The organism is Flavobacterium sp. ENC (assembly GCF_020991415.1).
In the GTDB taxonomy this organism is placed as follows: Bacteria; Bacteroidota; Bacteroidia; order Flavobacteriales; family Flavobacteriaceae; genus Flavobacterium.
The window spans coordinates 840451-861580 of the sequence record NZ_JAJMOY010000001.1; the positions used below are offsets into that span (position 1 = coordinate 840451).

The window sequence follows — 21130 nt, forward strand, 5'->3', positions numbered from 1 at the left end:
TCTTTTTATGCAATGGCAATAAACAGGTCTACTGCTGCATTTTCAGGGTCTTGCGTTTTCTCATCATACACTTCAAAATCAGTGGTAAAACTTCGGTTTAAACCGGAGTTCCAGATTTCAAGCCATTTATTGAAAACAATACCTTCGTTTAAATTTCCTTTGGCAGTGAACGGCTCGTACTCGGCTGTCTCAATTGATTTTCCTACCATATTCTCAGGGATGAAATCTAAACTTTCAACCTCACAGCCCACAATCGTGGTGTAGGGTTTGGTATGATCTTTTTCGTAATCCGTATAGATACAAAAAAGAGCCTCTGAAACCTTACCCGGAATTTTATGCTGAATTCCTTCAGACGTAAATTGGTTCCAAAGGGCAGGAATATCTTCTCCTGATTTACCATTTTCGTTTGTAGTTCGTACTGAAATACCGATTACGTTGAATTTTTGAATGATCATTTTACTTCATTTTTAATTAAGCGGTAAATTTAAAATCATGCAATGACAACAGTATGTCAGCAGGAACGAAAGACTATTTCAAATTACTGTAGATATACGTTTCTATGGCTTTCAGTTCTTCATCAGACATAGCCTGCGTTACCGGAAAATTGGTTTTCATTACCGAAAACTGACTCGGATCAACGATAGGATCGGCATTTCCTTTTAGAAAAGTAACAATATCGCCTTTTTTATCTTTATAAATTTTGGCAATTTCCTGAATGCTCGGACCAATCACTTTTTGATCGACCTGATGGCAGGAGGTACAATTTCCTCTTCCTTCAAAAATTTCTTTTCCCAAAGCTTCCGGAGTTGCAGCTTTTGCTGTTTCTCCTTCTGAGTACGCTTCTGTTGAGGTTGGAACAGGATTTTCAGTGGTTTCTTTTTTACAGGAAGCCAACGCTAAAACGGCAGATAAGAATAGTATTTTTTTCATTTTTTATTTATTTAAAAGGATGGCTGCTTCTTTGGCAAAATAAGTCGAAATCAGGCTGGCACCGGCGCGTTTAATACACATCAATTGTTCCATCATGATTTTGTCATTATCGAGCCAGCCTCTTTCTGCAGCTGCTTTTATCATCGCATATTCTCCGGAAACATGATAAACGGTCACCGGAACATGAACGGCATTTTTTACTTCACGAACAATATCCAGATAGGCGATTCCCGGTTTTACCATCACCATATCGGCACCTTCTTCAACATCAGATAAAGCTTCTTTAATGGCTTCGATACGGTTGGCATAATCCATTTGATAGGTTTTTTTATCTTTCGGAATATCAGTTGTATCTACCGGAGCCGAATCTAAAGCATCGCGGAAAGGACCATAAAAAGCCGAGGCATATTTAGCCGAATAGCTCATGATGCCCACATTATGGAAACCAGCAGCATCCAGGCCTTCTCTTAAACGCAAAACACGTCCGTCCATCATATCGCTTGGTGCTACAAAATCAGCTCCTGCCTGAGCATGGGAAACGGCCATTTTTACCAGCGCGGCAACAGTGCTGTCGTTTTCAACATCGCCGTTTGCTATAATTCCGTCGTGGCCGTAAATAGAATAGGGATCTAAAGCCACATCGGGCATTACGATCATTTCCGGACAGGCGGCTTTGATAGCGCGAATCGCCTGTTGCATTAATCCGTCTTTATTCCAGGCTTCTTTTCCGGTATTGTCTTTTAGGGTTTCGCTTACTTTTACGTAAATGTTAACCGCACGAATACCCAAAGCATAAATTTCTTTTACTTCTTCTACCGTTAAATCAATCGATCTGCGGAAAATTCCCGGCATCGAAGGAATTTCAACTTTTACATTTTCGCCTTCAGCAACAAACATAGGAAACATAAAGTCTGACGGACTTAAAGTGGTCTCACGAACTAAAGAACGAATGGATTCATTTACTCTTAATCTTCTGCCTCTGTGTAATGGGAACATAGTATTTTAGATTTTTAGATTTTAGATTTTCATCTAATCTCCAGGATTTTTTATAAAATTGATTTTAATGTTAGGTAATTGAAGCAGTATAAATCTCTTCAATAGTCTTTTTTAGTTTAGTATTGAATTCAGCATCAGACTGATCAGCCGAAAGTCCTTCAGAAAGTGCTCGAGAGAAACTGGCAATCAGTCCGTGGTTTTGTGAAAGTTTATCATTGGCTTCGTCCTGACCGTATCCGCCGGATAACGCCACAACACGCAACACATGCGGATCTGACATTAGTTCTTTGTAAAAATCATTTACTGTCGGAATCGATAGTTTTAGCATCACTTTTACATCTTTATCCAATAAGCTGAGCTGTTTTTTGATTTCTTCTTTTAGAATTTCTTCTGACTTTTCTTTATCGGCACTATAAATATCAACCTCAGGTTCAATAATTGGGATAAGTCCTTTTTTGAAGATTTGTAAACCTACAGCAAATTGTTGTTCGACTACTTCGCGAATTCCTGTTGCATTGGCTTCTTTAATTACAGAACGCATTTTCGTGCCAAAAACATTTCTTTCTACGGCACGATTTAGTAATTCATCTAAATTAGCAATAGGCTTCATCAATTGTACACCATTTGAAAGGTCAGCAAGTCCTTTGTCAACCTTTAAAAAGGGAACTATATTTTTTTTCTCCCACAAATAATCGGCCGTCCACTGTCCGTCTATTTTGCGATCCATAGTGTTTTCGAACAAGATAGCGCCTAGTATATATTCGCGATCAAATGCAGGGCTTTTTATAATTCGGGTTCTCATTTCATGTACAAGAGTGTACATTTCTTCGTCATTACTGAAACTGCTTTCCTGCACACCATATTGTGCTAAGGCTTTTGGCGTACTTCCGCCACTCTGATCAAGTGCAGCAATAAATCCTTTTCCGGAATGCATACGATGTAATTGTGCTATGTACCTTTCTCTCTTTTCCATAATATTTTAAATTTTAGACTGAAGATTTTGGATTAAATTACAATTTAAATTTATGATTACAAATGAGTTAAGTGAATATTGGCTTTAATTTTTCAGATCCATTCCTGCGGATGCTCTAACACATTTAGTAATTTTTCTTCTTCACTTCCCGTTTCCGGATGATGATCGTACACCCACTGCACATGCGGAGGTAAGCTCATCAGGATACTTTCGATTCTTCCGTTGGTTTTTAAACCGAATAAAGTGCCTTTGTCATGAACCAGATTAAACTCTACATAACGCCCGCGACGGATTTCCTGCCAGTTTCTTTGTTCGGGTGTATAAGGAAGCTCTTTTCTTCTTTCTACAATCGGAACATAGGCTTCAAGAAAACTATTCCCGACTTCACTTACAAAGCTGAACCAGTCTTCCATAGTCATTTGCTCGTTTGCTTTGCAATAATCAAAGAACAAGCCGCCAATACCACGGGCTTCGTTTCGGTGTGCGTTCCAGAAATAGGCGTCGCATTGTTTTTTATATTTTGGATAAAATTCCGGATTGTGTCTGTCGCAAGCTGTTTTACAGGTTTGATGAAAGTGTTTGGCATCTTCTTCAAACAAATAATAAGGCGTTAAATCCTGTCCGCCGCCAAACCATTGTTCGATTACGGTTCCTTTTTCATCATACATTTCAAAATAACGCCAGTTCGCATGAACCGTCGGAACCATCGGGTTTTTAGGATGAATTACCAGACTTAGTCCGCAGGCAAAGAAATCAGCTTCTCCAACGCCAAACATCTTTTGCATGGCTTCCGGTAATTTTCCGTGCACGGCTGAAATGTTGACTCCGCCTTTTTCGATAACCGTTCCGTTTTCGATAACGCGTGTTCTTCCGCCACCGCCTTCCGGGCGTTCCCAGAGATCCTCACGGAATTTTGCAGTTCCGTCAACGGCTTCCAGTCCGGCGCAGATCTGGTCTTGTAACTTTTGTATGTATGCGTAAAATTTATCTTTCATGGGTCTTGTATTCTGATTTAAGTAATCCGAAATAAACGGTGTTTTGCAATTCGCCGTCGCCGTTTCTAAATTCATCGCGTAAAATTCCTTCTTGTTTAAAATTGTGTTTTAATGCGATTCGCTGGCTTGCGAGATTGATTTCCGAAGTACAAATGAAAACTTTATTCAGCTTTAATTCATTGAAACAAAAAGCAAGTGCCTCCGAAACCATTTTTGATGTAATTCCTTTTCCCTGATAGGCCTCATCAATAAAATAACCCAATTCACATTTGGAAATACGATAATCTATTGTTTTTACGCATAAATAACCAATTAAGGTATTGTTTGTCAAATCTCTGGCGTAAAAATAAAACCCTTCTTTGTTTTTCTCTTTGTCAAGACTAACCTTCAGGAAATTTTCTGCTTTCTTCAGAGCATCAGCATTGGCCAGCGTTACCGGGAAAGTTTTTGCAATATGATTTTTATTCTTATCAATCAAACTGTAGAATTCTTCTGGAAGAATATGCTCAATACGGTCTGTTTTCCAATCTGTAAAACTCATTTTTATTTGTTTTTAGCGGAAGCGATTTTAGTATTTACTGCAAAAGAAAAAACGTTGCTTTCTCGCTGTATATATTGGTAAATAGCTAAAGCTTTATCTTCAAAATTATAATTTTCCACTTTTGAAAATTCCATTAAAAAATCAGCAAATTGCTCTAATTGATTAAAATCTAAATGACATCGAACTAATAGTGTAATCAATTCTTCATTTTGATATTCTACTAAACTTTCAATGTCTAAACCAAATTCTTTTAACTGATTTTCAACCTCAAATTTTTTATCATCGGTTAAAGGCTGAGGTACAAAATCAAGAGCACGCAATGTTTTCAGGACATTGTCAATTCTGATGCTTTCGTCGTCTCTTAGGCCTTTGTTTAACATTTTTCGTTTGTTACGTTTCCTGCAAGGTTTCCAAAACCTTGTAGGTATCTTTTGTTTGCATTATCTATTAAAAAAGATTTTGATTGTCTCCAGATAAACCTACAAGGTTTTGGAAACCTTGCAGGACGAGAAATATATTATTCGAAAGTATAAGTTTGATTTAAAAAATCATTTTTTTGCTTATGACAAAAAATGAAATTTTCAATATCACCAAATAAATTTAAAACTTCTTCCCGCTCTATTTTCGTGTCTTTATCAGAAAAAAAAGCTGGATAAGATGAAAATTTGAAATCCTTAAAATCAAGATCGAAATGATGTTTAGGATTCAAATGAATATAAACAATCAATTGCTTTAAATAGCTTTCATCTTTCAGTTTTATTCTCTTAAAATGCTTTTCGAATAAACTTCCTGTTCTGTTTGTCTGCTTATTAAAAGCCTTTGCATAAGAATTAAACAAGTTTGAAAATGCTGTGTAACTTCTTTCTCTTCATTATTTAAGCGAATGACTAAATGAAAATGATTATTCATTAGGCAATAAGCAAAAATTGAAATCTTATCAGATAAATATTTTGAAACCTGCTTTAAGAAATAGATCTTATTGTCTTCTTTTTCAAATATATTGATTCCATTAATACCACGATTATAAATATGATAATAACAATCTTTCTCTAAAACCTCTAGCTTCATTTTATTCGTTTTCATATCCTGCAAGGTTTCCAAAGCCTTGTAGGTATTCTTTACCGCTACTAGTAACTTATTTATATCTACAAGGTTTTGGAAACCTTGCAGGAAAGCCAATCGTTGACTTAAAACTAAATACTATTGCCCATATTCCTTCACCGCGTCAATAAACGCTTTGGCGTGGTCTACAGGGATATTTGGTAAAATTCCGTGGCCTAAATTTACGATATATTTGTCTTTTCCGAATTCGTCGATCATTTCATGAACCATTTTTTTGATGACTGGAATAGGGGAAAGCAATCTTGAAGGATCAAAATTTCCCTGAAGTGTAATGTTTCCACCAGATAAATAACGGGCATTTCTGGCAGAACAAGTCCAGTCAACACCCAAAGCAGAAGCTTTACTTTTACCCATTTCATTCAAAGCAAACCAGCATCCTTTTCCAAAAACAATAACCGGAGCGTGATCCGCCAAAGCTTCAACGATCTGGTTGATGTATTTCCAGGAGAATTCCTGATAATCCACCGGAGAAAGCATTCCTCCCCAGGAATCAAAAACCTGAACAGCATCAACACCCGCTTTTACTTTTTCTTTTAGGTATAAAATGGTGGTGTCTGTAATTTTTTGCAATAAGGTGTGGGCCGCTATCGGATTAGAAAAACAAAATCCTTTGGCAGTATCAAAACTTTTAGACCCTTTTCCTTCAACGGCATAACAGAAAATCGTCCATGGTGAACCGGCGAAACCAATTAACGGTACTTCGTCGTTCAGCATTTCTTTGGTCAGTTTAATAGCATCCATTACATATCCTAAGGTTTCCTGAATGTCCGGTACGTAAACACCTTCAACATCAGCTGCAGTACGGATAGGATTTGGAAGAAACGGACCGAAATTTTCTTTCATTAAAACTTCAATTCCCATTGCCTGAGGGACAACCAGAATATCCGAGAAAAGGATCGCAGCATCCGGAGCAATTCTGCGAATAGGCTGTACGGTAATTTCAGCAGCTAATTCCGGAGTCTGACAACGGGTAAAAAAATCATACTTGTCACGCAAAGCGATGAATTCAGGTAAATATCTTCCGGCCTGACGCATCATCCATACTGGCGGGCGTTGAACAGTTTCTCCTTTTAGTGCTTTTAAAAATAGGTCGTTTTTTAACATTTTTTATTGCTTTAGGCTTTAAGCTTTAGGCTTTAAGCTTTGTTTTTATTTGTCTTTTTGCTTATGGCTTACAGCCTAAAGCTTATTGCTTTATTTATTTGTATTCTTGAATGACATCTTCAATAACGTCTTCAACCGTTGGCTGATCTGCAATGATGATGTTTTTGGTGATTTTATCTAAAGCATCTGCGGTGGTTTCTCCAATGCAGAAGCATTTTTCTTTCTTTATGGTATTCTCTTTTAAATAACTCTCAACGCCGGAAGGGCTGAAAAACAGAATGGCATCCGGTGCTGTTTTTATTTTCTGAGGCGTTAATGAAGTATCATAAACCTGAATTTCATTGAATTTCACCTCACCCTCTTTCAGTGCTTGCGGCAAAGTTTCCCTGCGAAGGTTTCCACTAAAAAAAGTAAAGCTTTCATTGCGGTAAATCAAGGTGATAATTTCGGCTAAATCTGAAGCATAACCCGTGTAAGCCACAACATTAAAACCGCTCTCCGACAAAAGAATCTTTGTTTTTAAGCCTACGCAAAAAACATTTTTGCTTTTCAGTTTTTCTGATTCCGGATTCGATAAAACGCTGTGAACGGCATTCTGACTTGTAAAAATCAGGTTTTCGTTGAGGTCTTTTAACTCGAAAGGTTTGTTTTGGGTTTGAATAAAGTCAGCCTCGATTACTTCAATATTGGCTTTTGCCAGTGCTTGTTTTTGTTCGCCCGACAGCTTTTTTGTAGCTATTATTTGAATTGGTTTTGCCATTATTTTTTCAGGGATTCTTTAATCGTTTGCATCAATTCGGCTCCGCCATTGTTCAGGATTTCCTGAGCAGCGAAGAATCCCAGTTTTTTCCATTCTTCAATGGCAACTGTTTTGTCAATTTCAAGCTTTTGTTTTCCGTCAACAGAAAGCAGAACACCTTGAAAGTGAAGGGTATCTTCGTCTTCATTATAACGGACCAAAGCTCCGATTGGTGCTGTACAGCCACCTTCTAAAGTTCGTAGAAACTGACGTTCAATATAGGTGCAGATTTCTGTTTCAATATGATTGAGTTGCGATAAGGCATCCAGCGTATAATTGTCGTTTTCCATAGCCACAACAAGCATCGCTCCTTGTGCCGGTGCCGGAATCATCCAGTCTAAATTGATATAATTTTCGGGTTTCAGGTTAATGCGTTCCAGGCCTGCAGCAGCAAAAACTGCCCCGTCCCAGTTGTTGTCCTGTAATTTCTGCATACGGGTGTTTACATTTCCGCGTAAATCAACCACAGTATGATTGGGATATTTATGGAACCATTGTGCCTGGCGACGCAGACTTCCTGTTGCAATTGTACTGGGCTTGTTCGTAAAATCCGGATTTCCTTTGTGTACCAAAATGTCCAGAACATTCGCTCTTTCGAGAACTGCTGCCTGAACGATACCTTTTGGCAAGGCTGTCGGAACGTCTTTCATGGAGTGAACGGCAATATCAACCTCACCATTAATCATGGCAATGTCCAGCGTTTTGGTGAAAATTCCTGTAATGCCAAGTTCATAAAGAGGCTTGTCGAGAATAATATCGCCTGTTGATTTTACAGCTATAATTTCGGTTTTATATCCTAAATCGTTTAATTTTTTTTCGACAGTATGAGCCTGCCAAAGTGCTAATTCGCTATCGCGAGTTCCTATTCTAATAACTTTTTGAACCATATTATTTTTGAAATCCCGGAAATTAAGGAACCTTATTTTAAACTATTTATGACAGATTGATTTTGTATTTTTCTTCGGCTGGTGAAGTAGTGTTTTTTGGTGCAAGCTGTCCTATTTGAAATACTTTTTCAATAAATTCAATACTTTCATCCAATGAAGTATTTTCATTTTTTAAGTGAGTTGCAAATTGATTTGTTATTTTTTGAATAATTCTGGAGCTGATTAAATCAGCCTGAGCTTCATCAAAATTGATTGTTTTCTTTTTTTGAAAAGCCAGTTCACCGGCTACAATATCATTTAGTTTGGCTTTTAAGGCATGAATAGTCGGGGCGTATTTTCTACCATTTACCCATGTATTCAATTCCAGTTTCATATCCTCAATAATAGCTTCGGCAGCAGGAATATGCTGTTTTCTTCTTTCCAGCGTGTCATCTGTAATTTGAGACAAATAATCCAGATGTATTAAAGTTACTCCGGGTATTTGTTCTACATCCGGATTTACATTTCTTGGAATGGATAAATCCAAAATCAATAATGGTTTTTTTAAATTCAGCAGTGTTTTGTCTATCGTTGGATTTTGTGCTCCCGTAGCTACGACCAGTACATCTGCCTGTTGTATTTCTTCCTGTAAATTGGCGTAATCTTTTACAATAACATTTAGTTTTCCGGCCAATATTTCAGCCTTGTTTTTTGTTCTGTTTATAAGAGTAATATGGCCGTTTTTGGTATGTTTTACCAGATTTTCGCAGGTATTTCTGCCTATTTTTCCTGTTCCGAACAATAAAATATTTTTGTTTCCAATGTCTTCTACATTTCGGATAATATATTGAACCGATGCAAACGAAACGGATGTTGCACCAGAAGAAATTTCAGTATCTGTTTTGATTTTTTTGCTCGCCTGAATAACGGAGTTTACTAAACGGTCCAGGAATGTATTCACTAAACCTTCTAATTTACTATTGTTAAAAGCGTTTTTAATCTGGCTGATGATTTCGAAATCACCAAGGATCTGACTGTCTAAACCTGTTCCAACGCGAAACATGTGGTTAACAGCTTCCTGATTTTTGTATATATAGGCAACTTCTCTAAATTCTTCTACGGAACCATTGCTGTTTTCGCAAAGCAATTTGATTAATTCATATGGATGATTGGCAAAACCATATATTTCAGTTCTGTTACAAGTAGAAGTGACAATTAATGATTCGATCCCTTCCGATTTGGCTTGTACCAACAAATCAGATTGTGCCTTAGTATCTAAACTAAATTTTCCTCTAATAGTGGCATCTGCTTTTTTATAACTTAAACCTAATGCGTAAAAAGTGGTGGTTCTGGACATGTTAAAATTTTCCATATTATGCTTTCCTTAAAAAGTTCAACAAAATTATTACTAACTAATTTATAAAAACAACGCTAGAGGTACTTTTTATATCGCTATGGAATAAATTGATTCAAAATGGCATTCTAAATAGTATTTTTCGCCATTAATAATGATATCAAGCATTCAATAATATCTTATATATACTTATTCTAAATAAGAACCGTGTTTTTGTGTGAAACGATACAAGAAAAAATATCGCTATGGGTTCGGTAAATGCAAATTGCCATTATAAATAATTCACTTTCATCTTATTAATGAGCGTGTTTATAATATGGTTAGCATAATAAATAAAAACGCTACCCGGAACAGGTAGCGTTTTTGAGAAGAAATTATTTTTGAACAATTGGAGTTCTCAATGATTCTAAAACAACAACAATATCAGTATAAAGTTCTGTATTAGAAGCAACACCATTTGCATTGGCCGCAGCGCCTACGTAACCTTCGAATTTTGTATAATCCGCACTGCTTGATTTTGTTCCCATACGAGGGTTTGTAGCAGGATTATGTGCCGCTGTCATACTCAAACCAGAATAGGTATTTACAGCATTTGTACCTCCCGTGTTAAACGAAAAGAAATCAGTCAGATTGTCTGATAATTTAGCAATGTTAGTGGCCTGGGTAGTTCCTGTTTCCGCTAATAAAGGAGCAAAATGTGCTTGTAAATTTCCGGAAGCATTCGACTGAACGTCTGCAACAATTAATCCTATAGTTGAATTCACCACTTTACGGAAGCTTAAACGTCCCTGTTCGATCATTTGACCTGAATTATCCGGATCGGCAACCATTTTAGTTCCGCCCAGGCGCTCATAAATTGATGCTTTTACAACCGGTGGTGCCGGAGCGTCATCATCATTGCTGCTGCAGGAAGTCAGAGTCGCTGATGCAACGAGTAATACACTAAGTGTAATTTTAGAATAAATTTTCATAATAATAATATTAAAGGGTTAATTAAAAAATTGATTTATTTTCTGAGATAATTTGTAGCTCAAACTATTTTGGTCCATAGGACAAACTTCTTTATTCGCCAAATCGGCGGGTAAAATATAACGCTGAGCGTCGTAATGTCTTTTCGCCATTAGCTCGTCATATACTTTTTTAGAACTAGTGATTTTATTGTTGTGGAAGTAAACAACCACATTTCTTTTAACGATGATAGAATCTGAGGTCAATCCTTTTATAGATCTTAAATCCGAACAAATTTGTTTCGCCTGAACAGAATCTATATTTGTTTTAAAGTCGATCCGGCTTACTTGCAGATTTGGAGTTTCGTAAACAGCAGGCTTAGCCGTAATAATGTGGAAAAGAAGAATGGCAAAAAATAAGACTGTAATTATCAATCCCATCCAGAGTCCTTTTTTTATTATTTTGTTAATTTTCATAAAGCTGATTTTTAAAATGATTGGATTTTAATAGCTATATACGGGCACTTTTTTGGCTTGGTTTTATTTAAAGCAAGGAAAAGCTTAGTTTAGAATAGTTTTAAATAGCTAAAACGTTGTAGATCGAAGTCATTTTAGAAAACTCTCGCCAGATTAAACCCAAAAAACACATCGCCTTTTGTCCAGTCTCCCGTTGTTCTTCCAAGATATCCGGCTTCATCAATTGCCTGAGAACTTGTAAAATGCATTTGGAAAACGTGTCCGCCGGTTTCTAAATCAAAACCAATCGATAATGGGTTTTTATAAAGAGAATTGGATGCCCTGTTTAAGTGTGCGGCATAATCAATATTTAACGACCAGCGTTTGGCAAATTTATACCTGCCTCCAAATCCTACGGCATACTGGGAATTACTTTGTTCTGTATCTTCAACAAAATTTTCATGAAAAAATGTGGGAACAACTTCTAAAGAAAGTCTTTCAGAAAATTTTCTCGAAATTAACAGCTGCGCTACATAAGTCAGCCTGTTTTGAAACTGAAGCTTTGGATACAGGCTTTCTTTTAGTGTATTGTTTATAGACAAACTATTAAAACCCGCAATAGCAACAGGGAACCCGTCTTTTATCTGAGGTAATAAAGTATATTTTGTTGCAAAGTCATACGCAAATTCACTTCTGGCCGCACTTATGTTAAGTCCGTTGGTTAATCCGTATATGAATTTTATTTGAGTATTGGCGTTATCCAGTCCGTAGAAGCCTTCGAAACCATCTTTTACAGAACCAAACCGGTGCGCAACAACAAAATATAAATCTCCTTTTGCTGCCAGTTTTGTAGATTCCAGATTAACAATTTTCAGGGCTTTAAAGGCAGATGTTACCTTTTCTTTTGTAACGGGTGTCTCTACTCCGGACAATAAGTCGTCCTGGGAATAGGTTAATAATGGAAATAAAAATAATAATAGAATTAGCTTTTTCATGAGGTTAGTTTTAAGTTGTTATTTGTTTTTAGTGTACAATTGAAGATTGGTCTATTTTAAATTCCTGTAACAGTTCATCATATCCTAAAAAACGTCCTTTGATTTTTAGCGTTTTACCAGTTGAAATAGCTGCTGGTAAACGGTCTTTGAATGTTGCAAATATTTTTTCACCCATAACAATTCCATTACTGGCAGTGTCAATGGCGGTTACCTGTGCGGTTATTTCAATTGTTTTGTCCTGGTACTTGATGTAAGCCAGACTGTCATTCGAAGTAAATTCTTTTTCGAGTCCGGAAACGGTCACTACATAATCTGCAGTTTCTGATTCGATATCCCGGTGCCCTTTGTAGGTGTAGAGGTAAACCGAAATTCCAATGAAAAGGAAAAGTGAGATGGCAATAAGTATTTTTTTTGTCATGGCGGGTTTTTTTAATGCTTGAAATTATCTACGTTAAAAAATACCTATTGGATTTAAATTATCAAATGTGCCTCTGCCAAAATCTAGATGATCCATTTCAACGTATATGTTTTCGAAATGATTTTACGAACTGCAAAATCATTTATTCTTTATCAACTAAAACCAATCATTATGAATCTAAAAACACTCTTCGCCGGTTTATTATTTGTTACACTTCTTGTGAGCTGTACCGATGATAACCCAAGTACTTTAATTGACACTGCGCCAATTAAAGGTTTGGCAACATACAATCAGAATGTGAAATCTATTATTGACAATAACTGTGTGGTATGCCATGCAACAGTTCCTAAAAATGGGGCTCCTATGTCTTTGGTTACGTATGACCAGGTTAAAAATGCGGTTTTAAATCGTGGGCTGCTTACCCGAATTTCTTTAGAAAACGGCAATAGTTCCTTAATGCCGCAAGGCGGACCGAGATTGCCACAAACTACAATAGATGTGATTGCAAAGTGGCAACAGGATGGATTATTAGAACAATGATCTATACTAAAAACATGAAAAAAATCGCACTAATACCAATGTTATTGGCTTCGCTGATTGTTTTTTCACAAGAAAAAACACTAACGAAATCAGGGACAATAACTTTTGAAGCTTCAGTCCCATCTTTTCAGCCGGTTCTGGGGACCAATAGCAATGTAACCTTTGTTTTAAATCCGGTAACAGGTGAAATCGCAAGTCTGGCTCTGATGAAAGGATTCCAGTTTGAAATGGCTCTGATGGAAGAACATTTTAATGAAAATTATATGGAAACGGATAAATACCCCAAAGCCATTTTTAGAGGACAAATACAGGGATTTGATGCTAATAAGCTGACGGAAGATTATAAAGATTATATAATAAAGGGAAAATTAGAACTTCACGGTAAATCTAAAGACATAAATGCTGATGCAAAAATTACCAAAAGCGGTGCCAGAATTACTATTATTTCAGATTTCGCAGTAAATGCAAGTGATTTCAGTATCCCTATTCCATCGCTTATTAAGTACAAACTTGATGATAAAGTAAAGGTTCAGATCATTGCTATTTTCAAACAGAGCTAAAACAATTGCAATTTAAAAACCAGAATGCAAAATTGGAAGTATCCTGAGGGAAAGTAAAACCTGAGATTACAATCCGGATTTTTGAGGAATAAAGAAGTAATAGCTTAAGCCCTCGTTATTAATGAAATACAGAAAAAATAATTTAAAATCAATGACATGAAAAAACTCATACTTATAGGACTGTTATATGTTTCCGCGATCGGCTTTTCACAACAAAAAATGATCAGTAAATCCGGAAAAATTACTTTTGAAGCTTCGGTTCCTTCATTTGAAGAAGTTAAGGCAACGAATTCTTCTGTTACTTTTGTTCTGAATCCGGCAACAGGAGAAATTGCAAGTCTGGCTCTGATGAAAGGATTTCGATTCAAAGTCGCTTTGATGGAAGAACATTTTAATGAAAATTATGTTGAAAGTGACCAATATCCAAAAGCAATATTTAAAGGAAAAATAGACGGATTTGATCTCAACAGTTTAGGCGTAAATCCTAAAGATTTTAGTATAAAAGGAAAATTAGAACTTCACGGAAAATCCAAGGATATTATGACCACAGCTAAGATAAGTAAGTCCGCATCGGGAATTGTTATTACGTCCGCTTTTAGTGTAAATGCCAGTGATTTTAATATTGCAATACCATCTCTGGTTAAAAGCAAGATTTCTAATAAAATAAATATTCAATTTGACGCGGTGGTGAAATAAGGGCTGAAACAATAAAGATTTTATAAATTTAGGAGCAAGCAAACAATAAACCATCAAAAAGATTTAATTTTGAAAGGTCAATTATTCGTTTTATTAAAAACGACACTAGTAACCTGAATAAATTAAATCAAAAATGGAGGAAGAAATAAAAATTGAAGACGACTTTACGCTGATCCGTTTTCAAAACGACAGTTCAGAACCTTTTTTTGCTCAGCGTGAAGTGGGTAGTGGTTTGATACAGTTTCATTTCGGACTAAAGGGCAATGCCAAATTTTTATTTAATCAGGGCAATTATGCTTTAGAACTGAAGGAGGAAAAATCACTCCTTTTATACAATCCGCAAAAAGAGCTGCCGCTCAATTTAGAACTGACTCCAAATTCCTGGGTGATTTCAGTAATTGTGTCTATCAAAAAATTTCACGCATTGTTTTCTGCTGAAGCCGATTATATTACTTTTTTAAGTCCGGATAATAAAGACAAGAAGTATTATAACGAAGGAAATATAAGTCCGTCAATGGCAATTGTATTGAGTCAGCTGTTTCATTATAACCTGCATCCGTCCATAAAAAATCTTTATTATAAAGGAAAAGGATACGAATTGCTGAGTTTGTATTTTAACAGAACCGAAGATCCAAATGCAGAACAATGTCCGTTTTTAATTGATGAAGACAATGTTTTGAAAATCAGAAAAGCCAAAGAAATCATTATTGCCAATATGGCTGAACCTCCGGGTTTACAAGAACTGGCTGACGAAATTGGCCTGAATTTAAAGAAACTAAAAATGGGTTTCAAACAAATTTACGGCGATACCGTTTATGGTTTTCTGTTTGATTACAAAATGGATTTCGCCAGAAAACTGCTAGACAGCGGTTCTTATAACGTAAACGAAGTTGGATTGAAAATAGGGTATAGCACCGGAAGTCACTTCATTGCGGCATTCAAGAAAAAATTTGCCACCACTCCAAAAAAATACCTGATGTCGATTAATACGAATCTTTAGGCTTAAATAATGTTTTGTTTCACGCAGATTTTGCAGATCGGGCAGATTTATTTGGAATGCATTATAAAACAATTTTTGAGGCTTAATTTTTTGAAAATCTGCTTGATCTGCAAAATCTGCGAGCTAATTTTAACCAAGTATCGATTCATTAACGACCCGATTTTAAAGTATATGAAATCAATTTTTCATATTCAGCAATAAGTAAAAAGTAATAATTATCATATTTCCAAAACGTATTATCAAATACTTTTGGCGAAAATTAACCTAACAAATGCTTAAAGCCTAAAGCTTAAAGCCTAAAGCAAAATAACATAATGAAAGGCGTATTATTAGTAAATCTAGGATCTCCCGAAAGTCCAACCCCAAAAGACGTAAAGCCGTATTTAGACGAATTTTTAATGGATAAATACGTGATTGACGTTCCGTATTTATTGAGGGCTTTGTTAGTTCGTGGAATAATTCTGAGAAAAAGACCGGAAGAATCAGCACATGCTTATGCAAAAATCTGGTGGGACGAAGGCTCTCCGCTAGTCGTTCTTTCTGAAAGAATGCAGAAGAAAGTACAGCCGTTGGTAAATGTACCAGTTGCACTGGCCATGCGTTACGGAACTATGACTATCGAGAAAGGGCTTCAGGAATTACACGATAAAGGAGTTACAGAAGTAATGCTGTTTCCGTTATACCCGCAATATGCTATGGCTTCGACTTTGACTATTTTGGTTAAGGCTGAAGAAATCAGAAAGAAGAAATTTCCGCAAATGACCTTTACAGATGTTCCTGCCTTTTACAACAAACCGGATTATATTAAAAACCTGGCCGATTCCATTCAGAAACATTTAACCGGATATGAATACGATCATTTATTGTTTTCGTATCATGGAATCCCGGAGCGCCATATTCGTAAGACGGATGTAACCAAGTCGCATTGTAAAATTGACGGTTCTTGTTGTAATACACCGTCCGCGGCACATGATTTTTGTTACCGTCACCAATGTTATGAAACGACAAAACAAGTGGTGAAGTTATTAGGAATTCCGGAGGATAAATACAGTCTGACTTTTCAATCCAGATTAGCAGGGGATAAATGGCTTGAGCCTTATACTGATATCGAAATTGATAAAATGCCGGCAAAAGGAATCAAAAAACTGGCAGTGGTAACACCGGCTTTCGTTTCCGATTGTTTGGAAACACTGGAAGAAATCGCCATGCGTGCCAAAGAAGATTTTGAGGCAAACGGAGGCGAAGAGTTCCTGGCTGTTCCATGTCTGAATGACGACGACGAATGGTGTCAGACCGTTAGTAACTGGATCAACGACTGGGCTAAATAGAAAATAGAAAATAGAATAAAGAGTAAAGAGTAATGACTTATGATGGACACAAGTTGTGTTCGAAATAATAGTTGTTTCAGGTTATAATCAACTTTAGAAAAAAAACTTAAACCTGAAACTTGAAACAAATAACTATGGAGTATTATAACTACTTAAAATCACTGCATCTTATTTTTGTAATCACCTGGTTTGCCGGGCTGTTTTATATAGTGCGTTTGTTTGTGTATCAAATTGAGGCCAATGAAAAACCATCTCCGGAAAAAGAAATTCTGCAGGCGCAATACAAAATAATGACGTACCGTTTGTGGTACATCATCACCTGGCCATCTGCAATTTTGGCGAGTATTTTTGCTTTTTGGATGCTGCTTTTTACTGATTTGGGAAACGCCTGGCTTAAAATGCCGTGGATGCACGTAAAATTGTGTTTCGTTTTTTTACTGTATTTGTACCATGCCAAGTGCCATCAGATTTTCAGGCAATTGCAAAATGATGAGGTGAAATATTCCAACAATTTTATGCGTTTATGGAATGAAGGCGCTACTATAATATTATTTGCAGTTGTTTTTTTAGTGGTTTTAAAAAGCGCCATCAACTGGATTTATGGTGTAATCGGAATCTTTTTGTTCTCCATTATCATTATGCTGGGTTTTAAGTTTTATAAACGAATACGAGAAAAAAAGTAGTTTTTTTAGTTTTAAGTTTCAGGTTTCAAGTTGTCAACCGCAAAGAACCTGAAACCTGAAACCTGAAACAAAACAAACAAAAAACATGTTAAACAACTTCAAAATGTCGATGCTTTCACTTCGTACCAGGATTTTCCTGTCGATGATTGTATTGATTGTTGTGGCATCTTTTTTACTGGCTTCCATTTCGATTATTCAATTTAAAAACGAAGCCAAGGAATACCATCAGGAACGGCTGGAACGCAAGGAAAATGCGGTAAAAGAACACATTAACTATGTGCTTTCCACCACCACCTATCCGCTGAAAACCGGGAATCTGGATTTGATTTTTAAAGATAAAATCCACGAGCTGGCCCAGATTCACAAAATTGAAATTAATATTTACAGCCTTGACGGGAAACTCCTTAAATCTTCCAAGGAATCTTTTGCCGTTGACAAAGCGCCGCCGCCCATTCCGGAGTATATCCTGAAACTGGTGCGGTCTTCCATTGAAAAGCGTTTTGTAGATATTAAAACGATCGACGGTGTTAAAAACAGATCTTCTTATAGTCTGATTAAAGATGAAAAGTTCAAACCGCTTGGAATTTTAAATCTCCCTTATTTAGAAGATGACGGTTATTATGACAACGAATTGAATACGTTCTTAATTCGTTTAAGTCAGGTATATTCCTTCATGCTTTTGGTTGCCTTTGCTTTGGCTTATTTTTTGTCAACTTATATCACCAAATCCTTAAAAACAATTTCAGACCGACTCGAAGAAACCAATCTGGATCAGAAAAACGAGAAGATTGTTCTGGAAGCGAATAGTAAAGAAGTCAACTTCCTGATTAAAGCCTACAACGGGATGGTGGATAAGCTCGAAACCAGTGCGGTCAAACTGGCCCAAAGCGAACGTGAGGAAGCCTGGCGTGAAATGGCGAAACAAGTAGCGCACGAAATTAAAAATCCCCTTACGCCAATGCGTCTGACGGTGCAGAGTTTTCAGCGAAAATTTGATCCGACTGCCCCCGATGTAAAACAGAAACTAAACGATTATTCTGAAACTTTAATCCAGCAGATTGATACCATGACAGCGGTCGCTTCAGCATTTTCGAATTTCGCCTCGATGCCCGCCCAGCAAAACGAAACCTTAAATGTGGTTGAAGTGGTCGAACTTTCCCTGGATATTTTCAATGAAGATTATATTGTTTTTGAAAGCGAAGAAGAAAATATCATCTCCAAAATGGATCGTACGCAATTGATCCGTATTATTACCAATCTGGTTAAAAATGCCACTCAGGCCATTCCCGAAAGCCAGTTTCATAAATCGATTGTCGTGACGGTGAAGCGCAGGAATAATAACGTGGAAATTGCCGTAAAAGACAATGGCATCGGAATTCAGAAACTGGATACCAGCCGTATTTTCGAACCAAAATTCACCACCAAAACCAGTGGAATGGGCCTTGGACTCGGAATTATAAAAAACATCATCGAAAATTACAAAGGAACAATTACCTTTGAATCAACTTACGGAAAAGGAACCACATTCAGGGTTTCCCTACCGATCACAAACTCTTAAATTCAGCGTCATGAACTACGAAAATCTTTTAATCTCAATCGAAGAAAAAATTGCAACCGTAACAATAAACCGACCGACCAAACTAAATGCTTTAAACAAAGCTACGATTAGCGACCTGAGTAAAGCTGTAAAATTGTTAGCAAAAAATGATGACGTTCGAGTGATTATCATTACCGGAAGTGGTGAAAAAGCATTTGTGGCCGGAGCTGATATTTCAGAATTTGCCAATTATACCATTGTTGAAGGGGCACAATTAGCAGCTGAAGGACAAGAAACATTATTTGACTTTATTGAAAATTTAAAGAAACCCGTAATTGCGGCCGTTAATGGTTTTGCATTAGGCGGCGGATTAGAACTGGCAATGGCCTGTCATTTCAGAGTGGCTTCAGACAATGCTAAAATGGGATTGCCGGAAGTAACTTTAGGACTGATTCCGGGTTACGGTGGAACACAGCGTCTGCCTCAGTTAGTAGGGAAGGGCCGTGCGATGGAAATGATTATGACTGCGGCGATGATTTCGGCAGAAGAAGCAAAACAATACGGTTTGGTAAACTATGTGGTGCCTCAGACCGAACTTTTAGAATTTACGAAAGGAATTGCCCAAAAAATTATTAAAAATGCTCCCTTTGCCATCAGCAGAGCGATAAAAGCCATTAATGCCAACTACAAAGACGGAAAGGATGGTTTTGATACTGAAATAAAATCTTTCGGAAAATGCTTCGGAACTCAGGATTTTAAAGAAGGAACAACAGCTTTCTTAGAAAAACGCAAAGCTGAATTTACAGGAAAATAAAGTTACCACAGAGCTCCACAAAGATTTCACAGAGATTCACAAAGGAAAAATTAATACAAAGCTTTGTGTAACTTTGCGAAATCTTTGCGCAACTTTGCGGTACAACGACCCAGGCTGCTCAAGATTAAAAAACTTAGAACCTTAGCATCTCAGAACCTTAGAACCTAAAAAAATGTACGAACCTATATTTGCTCTTTTTTGCGAACGCGTCAAAGAAAGCATCCAAGCCGGCACTTTTGCCAAACTCACTCTGGCCAAAACCATTGGCGATACCGAAATCAAGAACATCTATTTTCGTTTGGTATTAAATGAAGATAACACCTATTCAATTTCACTGACGACTCGTTATAAAACCGAAGAAATAGAAAGCATTCATACTTTGGACGAAGCGCTATTGGTGTTGGGAACTTATATTAAAAATCCGTTTTTGACCGCTTTGTTGTTTACAACAGACAATGATGTAACTTTTAAAGTAAACAAAAAGAATGCAGGAAGTATTATCGAACAAGAGCCGACCTTTAAAAATGCTTCACCTGTCATGCTGGAAATGATAGAGAAAGGCATTGTTTAATAGTAAGGATTGGTTTAGGAGCTAATCCCGCTATTCGTTACAATCTTTTGTGGCGAACCCCGCCACAAAAGGATTTCCACTGCTATCGGGGCTAAAGAGCACACGGTTTGTCAGACTTAGCGAAGTCGAAGTCCGGCAAAGTGATTCAGTAAACAGGAGCTTCCGCTTCACTCAGTCTCACAAAAGAATAAAACCTTTGCGAGCCTCTGTGCAGCTCTTCGCGAATCTCCGTGAAACAATCCTCTAAACCAGCTTCACAAACAAATTTGAAGCGATTTTATTAGAAATAGACAATTCTCTGCTATCCACTTTTATTCGTAACGATAAATCGAATGACTCTTTTGAAATAAATTCGATTTTTGATCCCAAAGCAATTTCCTGTTTGTCCAGATACTTCAAAAACTCAGAGGAAGTATCTTTTACACCCACACAAACTCCGGTTTGCCCTTCGTTTAATTCAGAAAGCAGGTATTTCTCGATTTTGACAATGCGCCCGTTCGCATCCGGAATCGGATCGCCGTGCGGATCTTCGGTAGGATTCCCCAAAAAATCATCCAGTCGGTTAATTAGTTGCTCCGATTTGATGTGTTCCAATTGTTCTGCAATATCATGAACTTCATCCCAGGAAAAATTCAGTTTTTCAACCAAAAACACCTCCCACAAACGATGTTTTCTAACAATCATTTTAGCAGCCAGTTTGCCATTTTCTGTCAAAGACACCCCCTGGTACTTTTTATAATGAACCAAATCTTTTTCAGAAAGCTTTTTAAGCATATCCGTAACCGAGGAAGCTTTCGTTTCCATCATTTCGGCAATAGCGTTGGTACTTACTTCCGAATCATTAGAAGTAGTAAGGTGATATATCGATTTTAGATAATTTTCTTCTGAAAAAGTCATTTTGTGAG

26 protein-coding genes are annotated in these 21130 nt (G+C 36.9%); 9 read left to right on the plus strand and 17 right to left on the minus strand.

Annotation, left to right across the window (positions count from 1 at the left end; translation table 11 throughout):
• Positions 1 to 5: 5 nt before the first annotated feature.
• From LPB89_RS03435 to LPB89_RS03510, 16 genes are all read right to left on the minus strand, one after another.
• Positions 6 to 455: a GyrI-like domain-containing protein gene (locus tag LPB89_RS03435; protein WP_230700269.1), complete on the minus strand. Its 450-nt coding sequence runs from the start codon at positions 453 to 455 to the stop codon at positions 6 to 8.
• A 73-nt stretch (positions 456 to 528) separates the two neighbouring features.
• Positions 529 to 930, minus strand: a complete 402-nt coding sequence (locus LPB89_RS03440; protein ID WP_230700270.1) for a c-type cytochrome — start codon at positions 928 to 930, stop codon at positions 529 to 531.
• 3 nt (positions 931 to 933) lie between these two features.
• On the minus strand, positions 934 to 1926 hold the full coding sequence (gene hemB / locus LPB89_RS03445; protein ID WP_230700271.1) for a porphobilinogen synthase: 993 nt from the start codon (positions 1924 to 1926) through the stop codon (positions 934 to 936).
• A gap of 70 nt (positions 1927 to 1996) precedes the next feature.
• Complete coding sequence (locus LPB89_RS03450; protein ID WP_230700272.1) at positions 1997 to 2899, minus strand: fructose bisphosphate aldolase; 903 nt, start codon at positions 2897 to 2899, stop codon at positions 1997 to 1999.
• 92 nt (positions 2900 to 2991) lie between these two features.
• Positions 2992 to 3894, minus strand: coding sequence for an oxygen-dependent coproporphyrinogen oxidase (hemF, locus tag LPB89_RS03455; RefSeq protein WP_230700273.1), 903 nt, complete (start codon positions 3892 to 3894; stop codon positions 2992 to 2994).
• A complete protein-coding gene (locus LPB89_RS03460; protein WP_230700274.1) occupies positions 3884 to 4435 on the minus strand; it encodes a GNAT family N-acetyltransferase in 552 nt (183 codons plus the stop codon). The genes hemF and LPB89_RS03460 overlap by 11 nt, the downstream gene beginning before the upstream one ends.
• A gap of 2 nt (positions 4436 to 4437) precedes the next feature.
• Positions 4438 to 4815, minus strand: coding sequence for a hypothetical protein (locus LPB89_RS03465; protein ID WP_230700275.1), 378 nt, complete (start codon positions 4813 to 4815; stop codon positions 4438 to 4440).
• A 376-nt stretch (positions 4816 to 5191) separates the two neighbouring features.
• Complete coding sequence (locus LPB89_RS03470) at positions 5192 to 5614, minus strand: transposase (protein ID WP_230700276.1); 423 nt, start codon at positions 5612 to 5614, stop codon at positions 5192 to 5194.
• A 21-nt stretch (positions 5615 to 5635) separates the two neighbouring features.
• The gene (hemE, locus tag LPB89_RS03475; protein WP_154341937.1) at positions 5636 to 6661 is read right to left on the minus strand and encodes a uroporphyrinogen decarboxylase; all 1026 of its coding nucleotides are present in this window, start codon (positions 6659 to 6661) and stop codon (positions 5636 to 5638) included.
• 94 nt (positions 6662 to 6755) lie between these two features.
• A complete protein-coding gene (locus LPB89_RS03480) occupies positions 6756 to 7421 on the minus strand; it encodes a uroporphyrinogen-III synthase (protein WP_230700277.1) in 666 nt (221 codons plus the stop codon).
• Complete coding sequence (gene hemC, locus LPB89_RS03485) at positions 7421 to 8347, minus strand: hydroxymethylbilane synthase (RefSeq protein ID WP_230700278.1); 927 nt, start codon at positions 8345 to 8347, stop codon at positions 7421 to 7423. Before hemC ends, LPB89_RS03480 begins: the two co-directional genes overlap by 1 nt.
• 46 nt (positions 8348 to 8393) lie before the next feature.
• Complete coding sequence (hemA, locus tag LPB89_RS03490; RefSeq protein ID WP_230700279.1) at positions 8394 to 9698, minus strand: glutamyl-tRNA reductase; 1305 nt, start codon at positions 9696 to 9698, stop codon at positions 8394 to 8396.
• 356 nt (positions 9699 to 10054) lie between these two features.
• Entirely contained in the window at positions 10055 to 10651 is a 597-nt protein-coding gene (locus LPB89_RS03495) for a hypothetical protein (protein WP_230700280.1), read from the minus strand.
• 18 nt (positions 10652 to 10669) lie between these two features.
• On the minus strand, positions 10670 to 11104 hold the full coding sequence (locus tag LPB89_RS03500) for a hypothetical protein (RefSeq protein ID WP_132032950.1): 435 nt from the start codon (positions 11102 to 11104) through the stop codon (positions 10670 to 10672).
• A 134-nt stretch (positions 11105 to 11238) separates the two neighbouring features.
• Positions 11239 to 12078: a DUF5777 family beta-barrel protein gene (locus LPB89_RS03505; protein ID WP_230700281.1), complete on the minus strand. Its 840-nt coding sequence runs from the start codon at positions 12076 to 12078 to the stop codon at positions 11239 to 11241.
• A gap of 28 nt (positions 12079 to 12106) precedes the next feature.
• On the minus strand, positions 12107 to 12496 hold the full coding sequence (locus LPB89_RS03510) for a hypothetical protein (RefSeq protein WP_230700282.1): 390 nt from the start codon (positions 12494 to 12496) through the stop codon (positions 12107 to 12109).
• A 171-nt stretch (positions 12497 to 12667) separates the two neighbouring features.
• Between LPB89_RS03510 and LPB89_RS03515 the strand changes: the two genes are divergently transcribed.
• The 9 genes from LPB89_RS03515 to LPB89_RS03555 all read left to right on the plus strand — a co-directional run bounded on the left by LPB89_RS03515 (position 12668) and on the right by LPB89_RS03555 (position 20225).
• Positions 12668 to 13036: a hypothetical protein gene (locus LPB89_RS03515; RefSeq protein WP_230700283.1), complete on the plus strand. Its 369-nt coding sequence runs from the start codon at positions 12668 to 12670 to the stop codon at positions 13034 to 13036.
• Between the two features lie 14 nt (positions 13037 to 13050).
• Positions 13051 to 13596: a YceI family protein gene (locus LPB89_RS03520; protein WP_230700284.1), complete on the plus strand. Its 546-nt coding sequence runs from the start codon at positions 13051 to 13053 to the stop codon at positions 13594 to 13596.
• Positions 13597 to 13752: 156 nt separating this feature from the next.
• A complete protein-coding gene (locus LPB89_RS03525; protein WP_230700285.1) occupies positions 13753 to 14292 on the plus strand; it encodes a YceI family protein in 540 nt (179 codons plus the stop codon).
• A 133-nt stretch (positions 14293 to 14425) separates the two neighbouring features.
• Positions 14426 to 15292 carry an AraC family transcriptional regulator gene (locus tag LPB89_RS03530; RefSeq protein WP_230700286.1) on the plus strand — a complete coding sequence of 289 codons (867 nt, stop codon included), beginning with the start codon at positions 14426 to 14428 and terminating at the stop codon, positions 15290 to 15292.
• A 314-nt stretch (positions 15293 to 15606) separates the two neighbouring features.
• Positions 15607 to 16620 carry a ferrochelatase gene (hemH, locus tag LPB89_RS03535; RefSeq protein ID WP_230700287.1) on the plus strand — a complete coding sequence of 338 codons (1014 nt, stop codon included), beginning with the start codon at positions 15607 to 15609 and terminating at the stop codon, positions 16618 to 16620.
• Positions 16621 to 16754: 134 nt separating this feature from the next.
• The gene (locus LPB89_RS03540) at positions 16755 to 17303 is read left to right on the plus strand and encodes a CopD family protein (protein WP_230700551.1); all 549 of its coding nucleotides are present in this window, start codon (positions 16755 to 16757) and stop codon (positions 17301 to 17303) included.
• 142 nt (positions 17304 to 17445) lie between these two features.
• Positions 17446 to 18861, plus strand: a complete 1416-nt coding sequence (locus tag LPB89_RS03545) for an ATP-binding protein (RefSeq protein WP_154341984.1) — start codon at positions 17446 to 17448, stop codon at positions 18859 to 18861.
• A 10-nt stretch (positions 18862 to 18871) separates the two neighbouring features.
• Positions 18872 to 19654, plus strand: coding sequence for an enoyl-CoA hydratase/isomerase family protein (locus LPB89_RS03550; RefSeq protein WP_154341904.1), 783 nt, complete (start codon positions 18872 to 18874; stop codon positions 19652 to 19654).
• Positions 19655 to 19826: 172 nt separating this feature from the next.
• A complete protein-coding gene (locus tag LPB89_RS03555; RefSeq protein ID WP_230700288.1) occupies positions 19827 to 20225 on the plus strand; it encodes a hypothetical protein in 399 nt (132 codons plus the stop codon).
• A gap of 243 nt (positions 20226 to 20468) precedes the next feature.
• On the opposite strand, the gene LPB89_RS03560 is transcribed toward LPB89_RS03555, so the two are convergent.
• Positions 20469 to 21122 (minus strand): metal-dependent transcriptional regulator, encoded by a 654-nt coding sequence (locus tag LPB89_RS03560; protein WP_230700289.1) that lies wholly within the window; start codon positions 21120 to 21122, stop codon positions 20469 to 20471.
• Positions 21123 to 21130 lie beyond the last annotated feature (8 nt).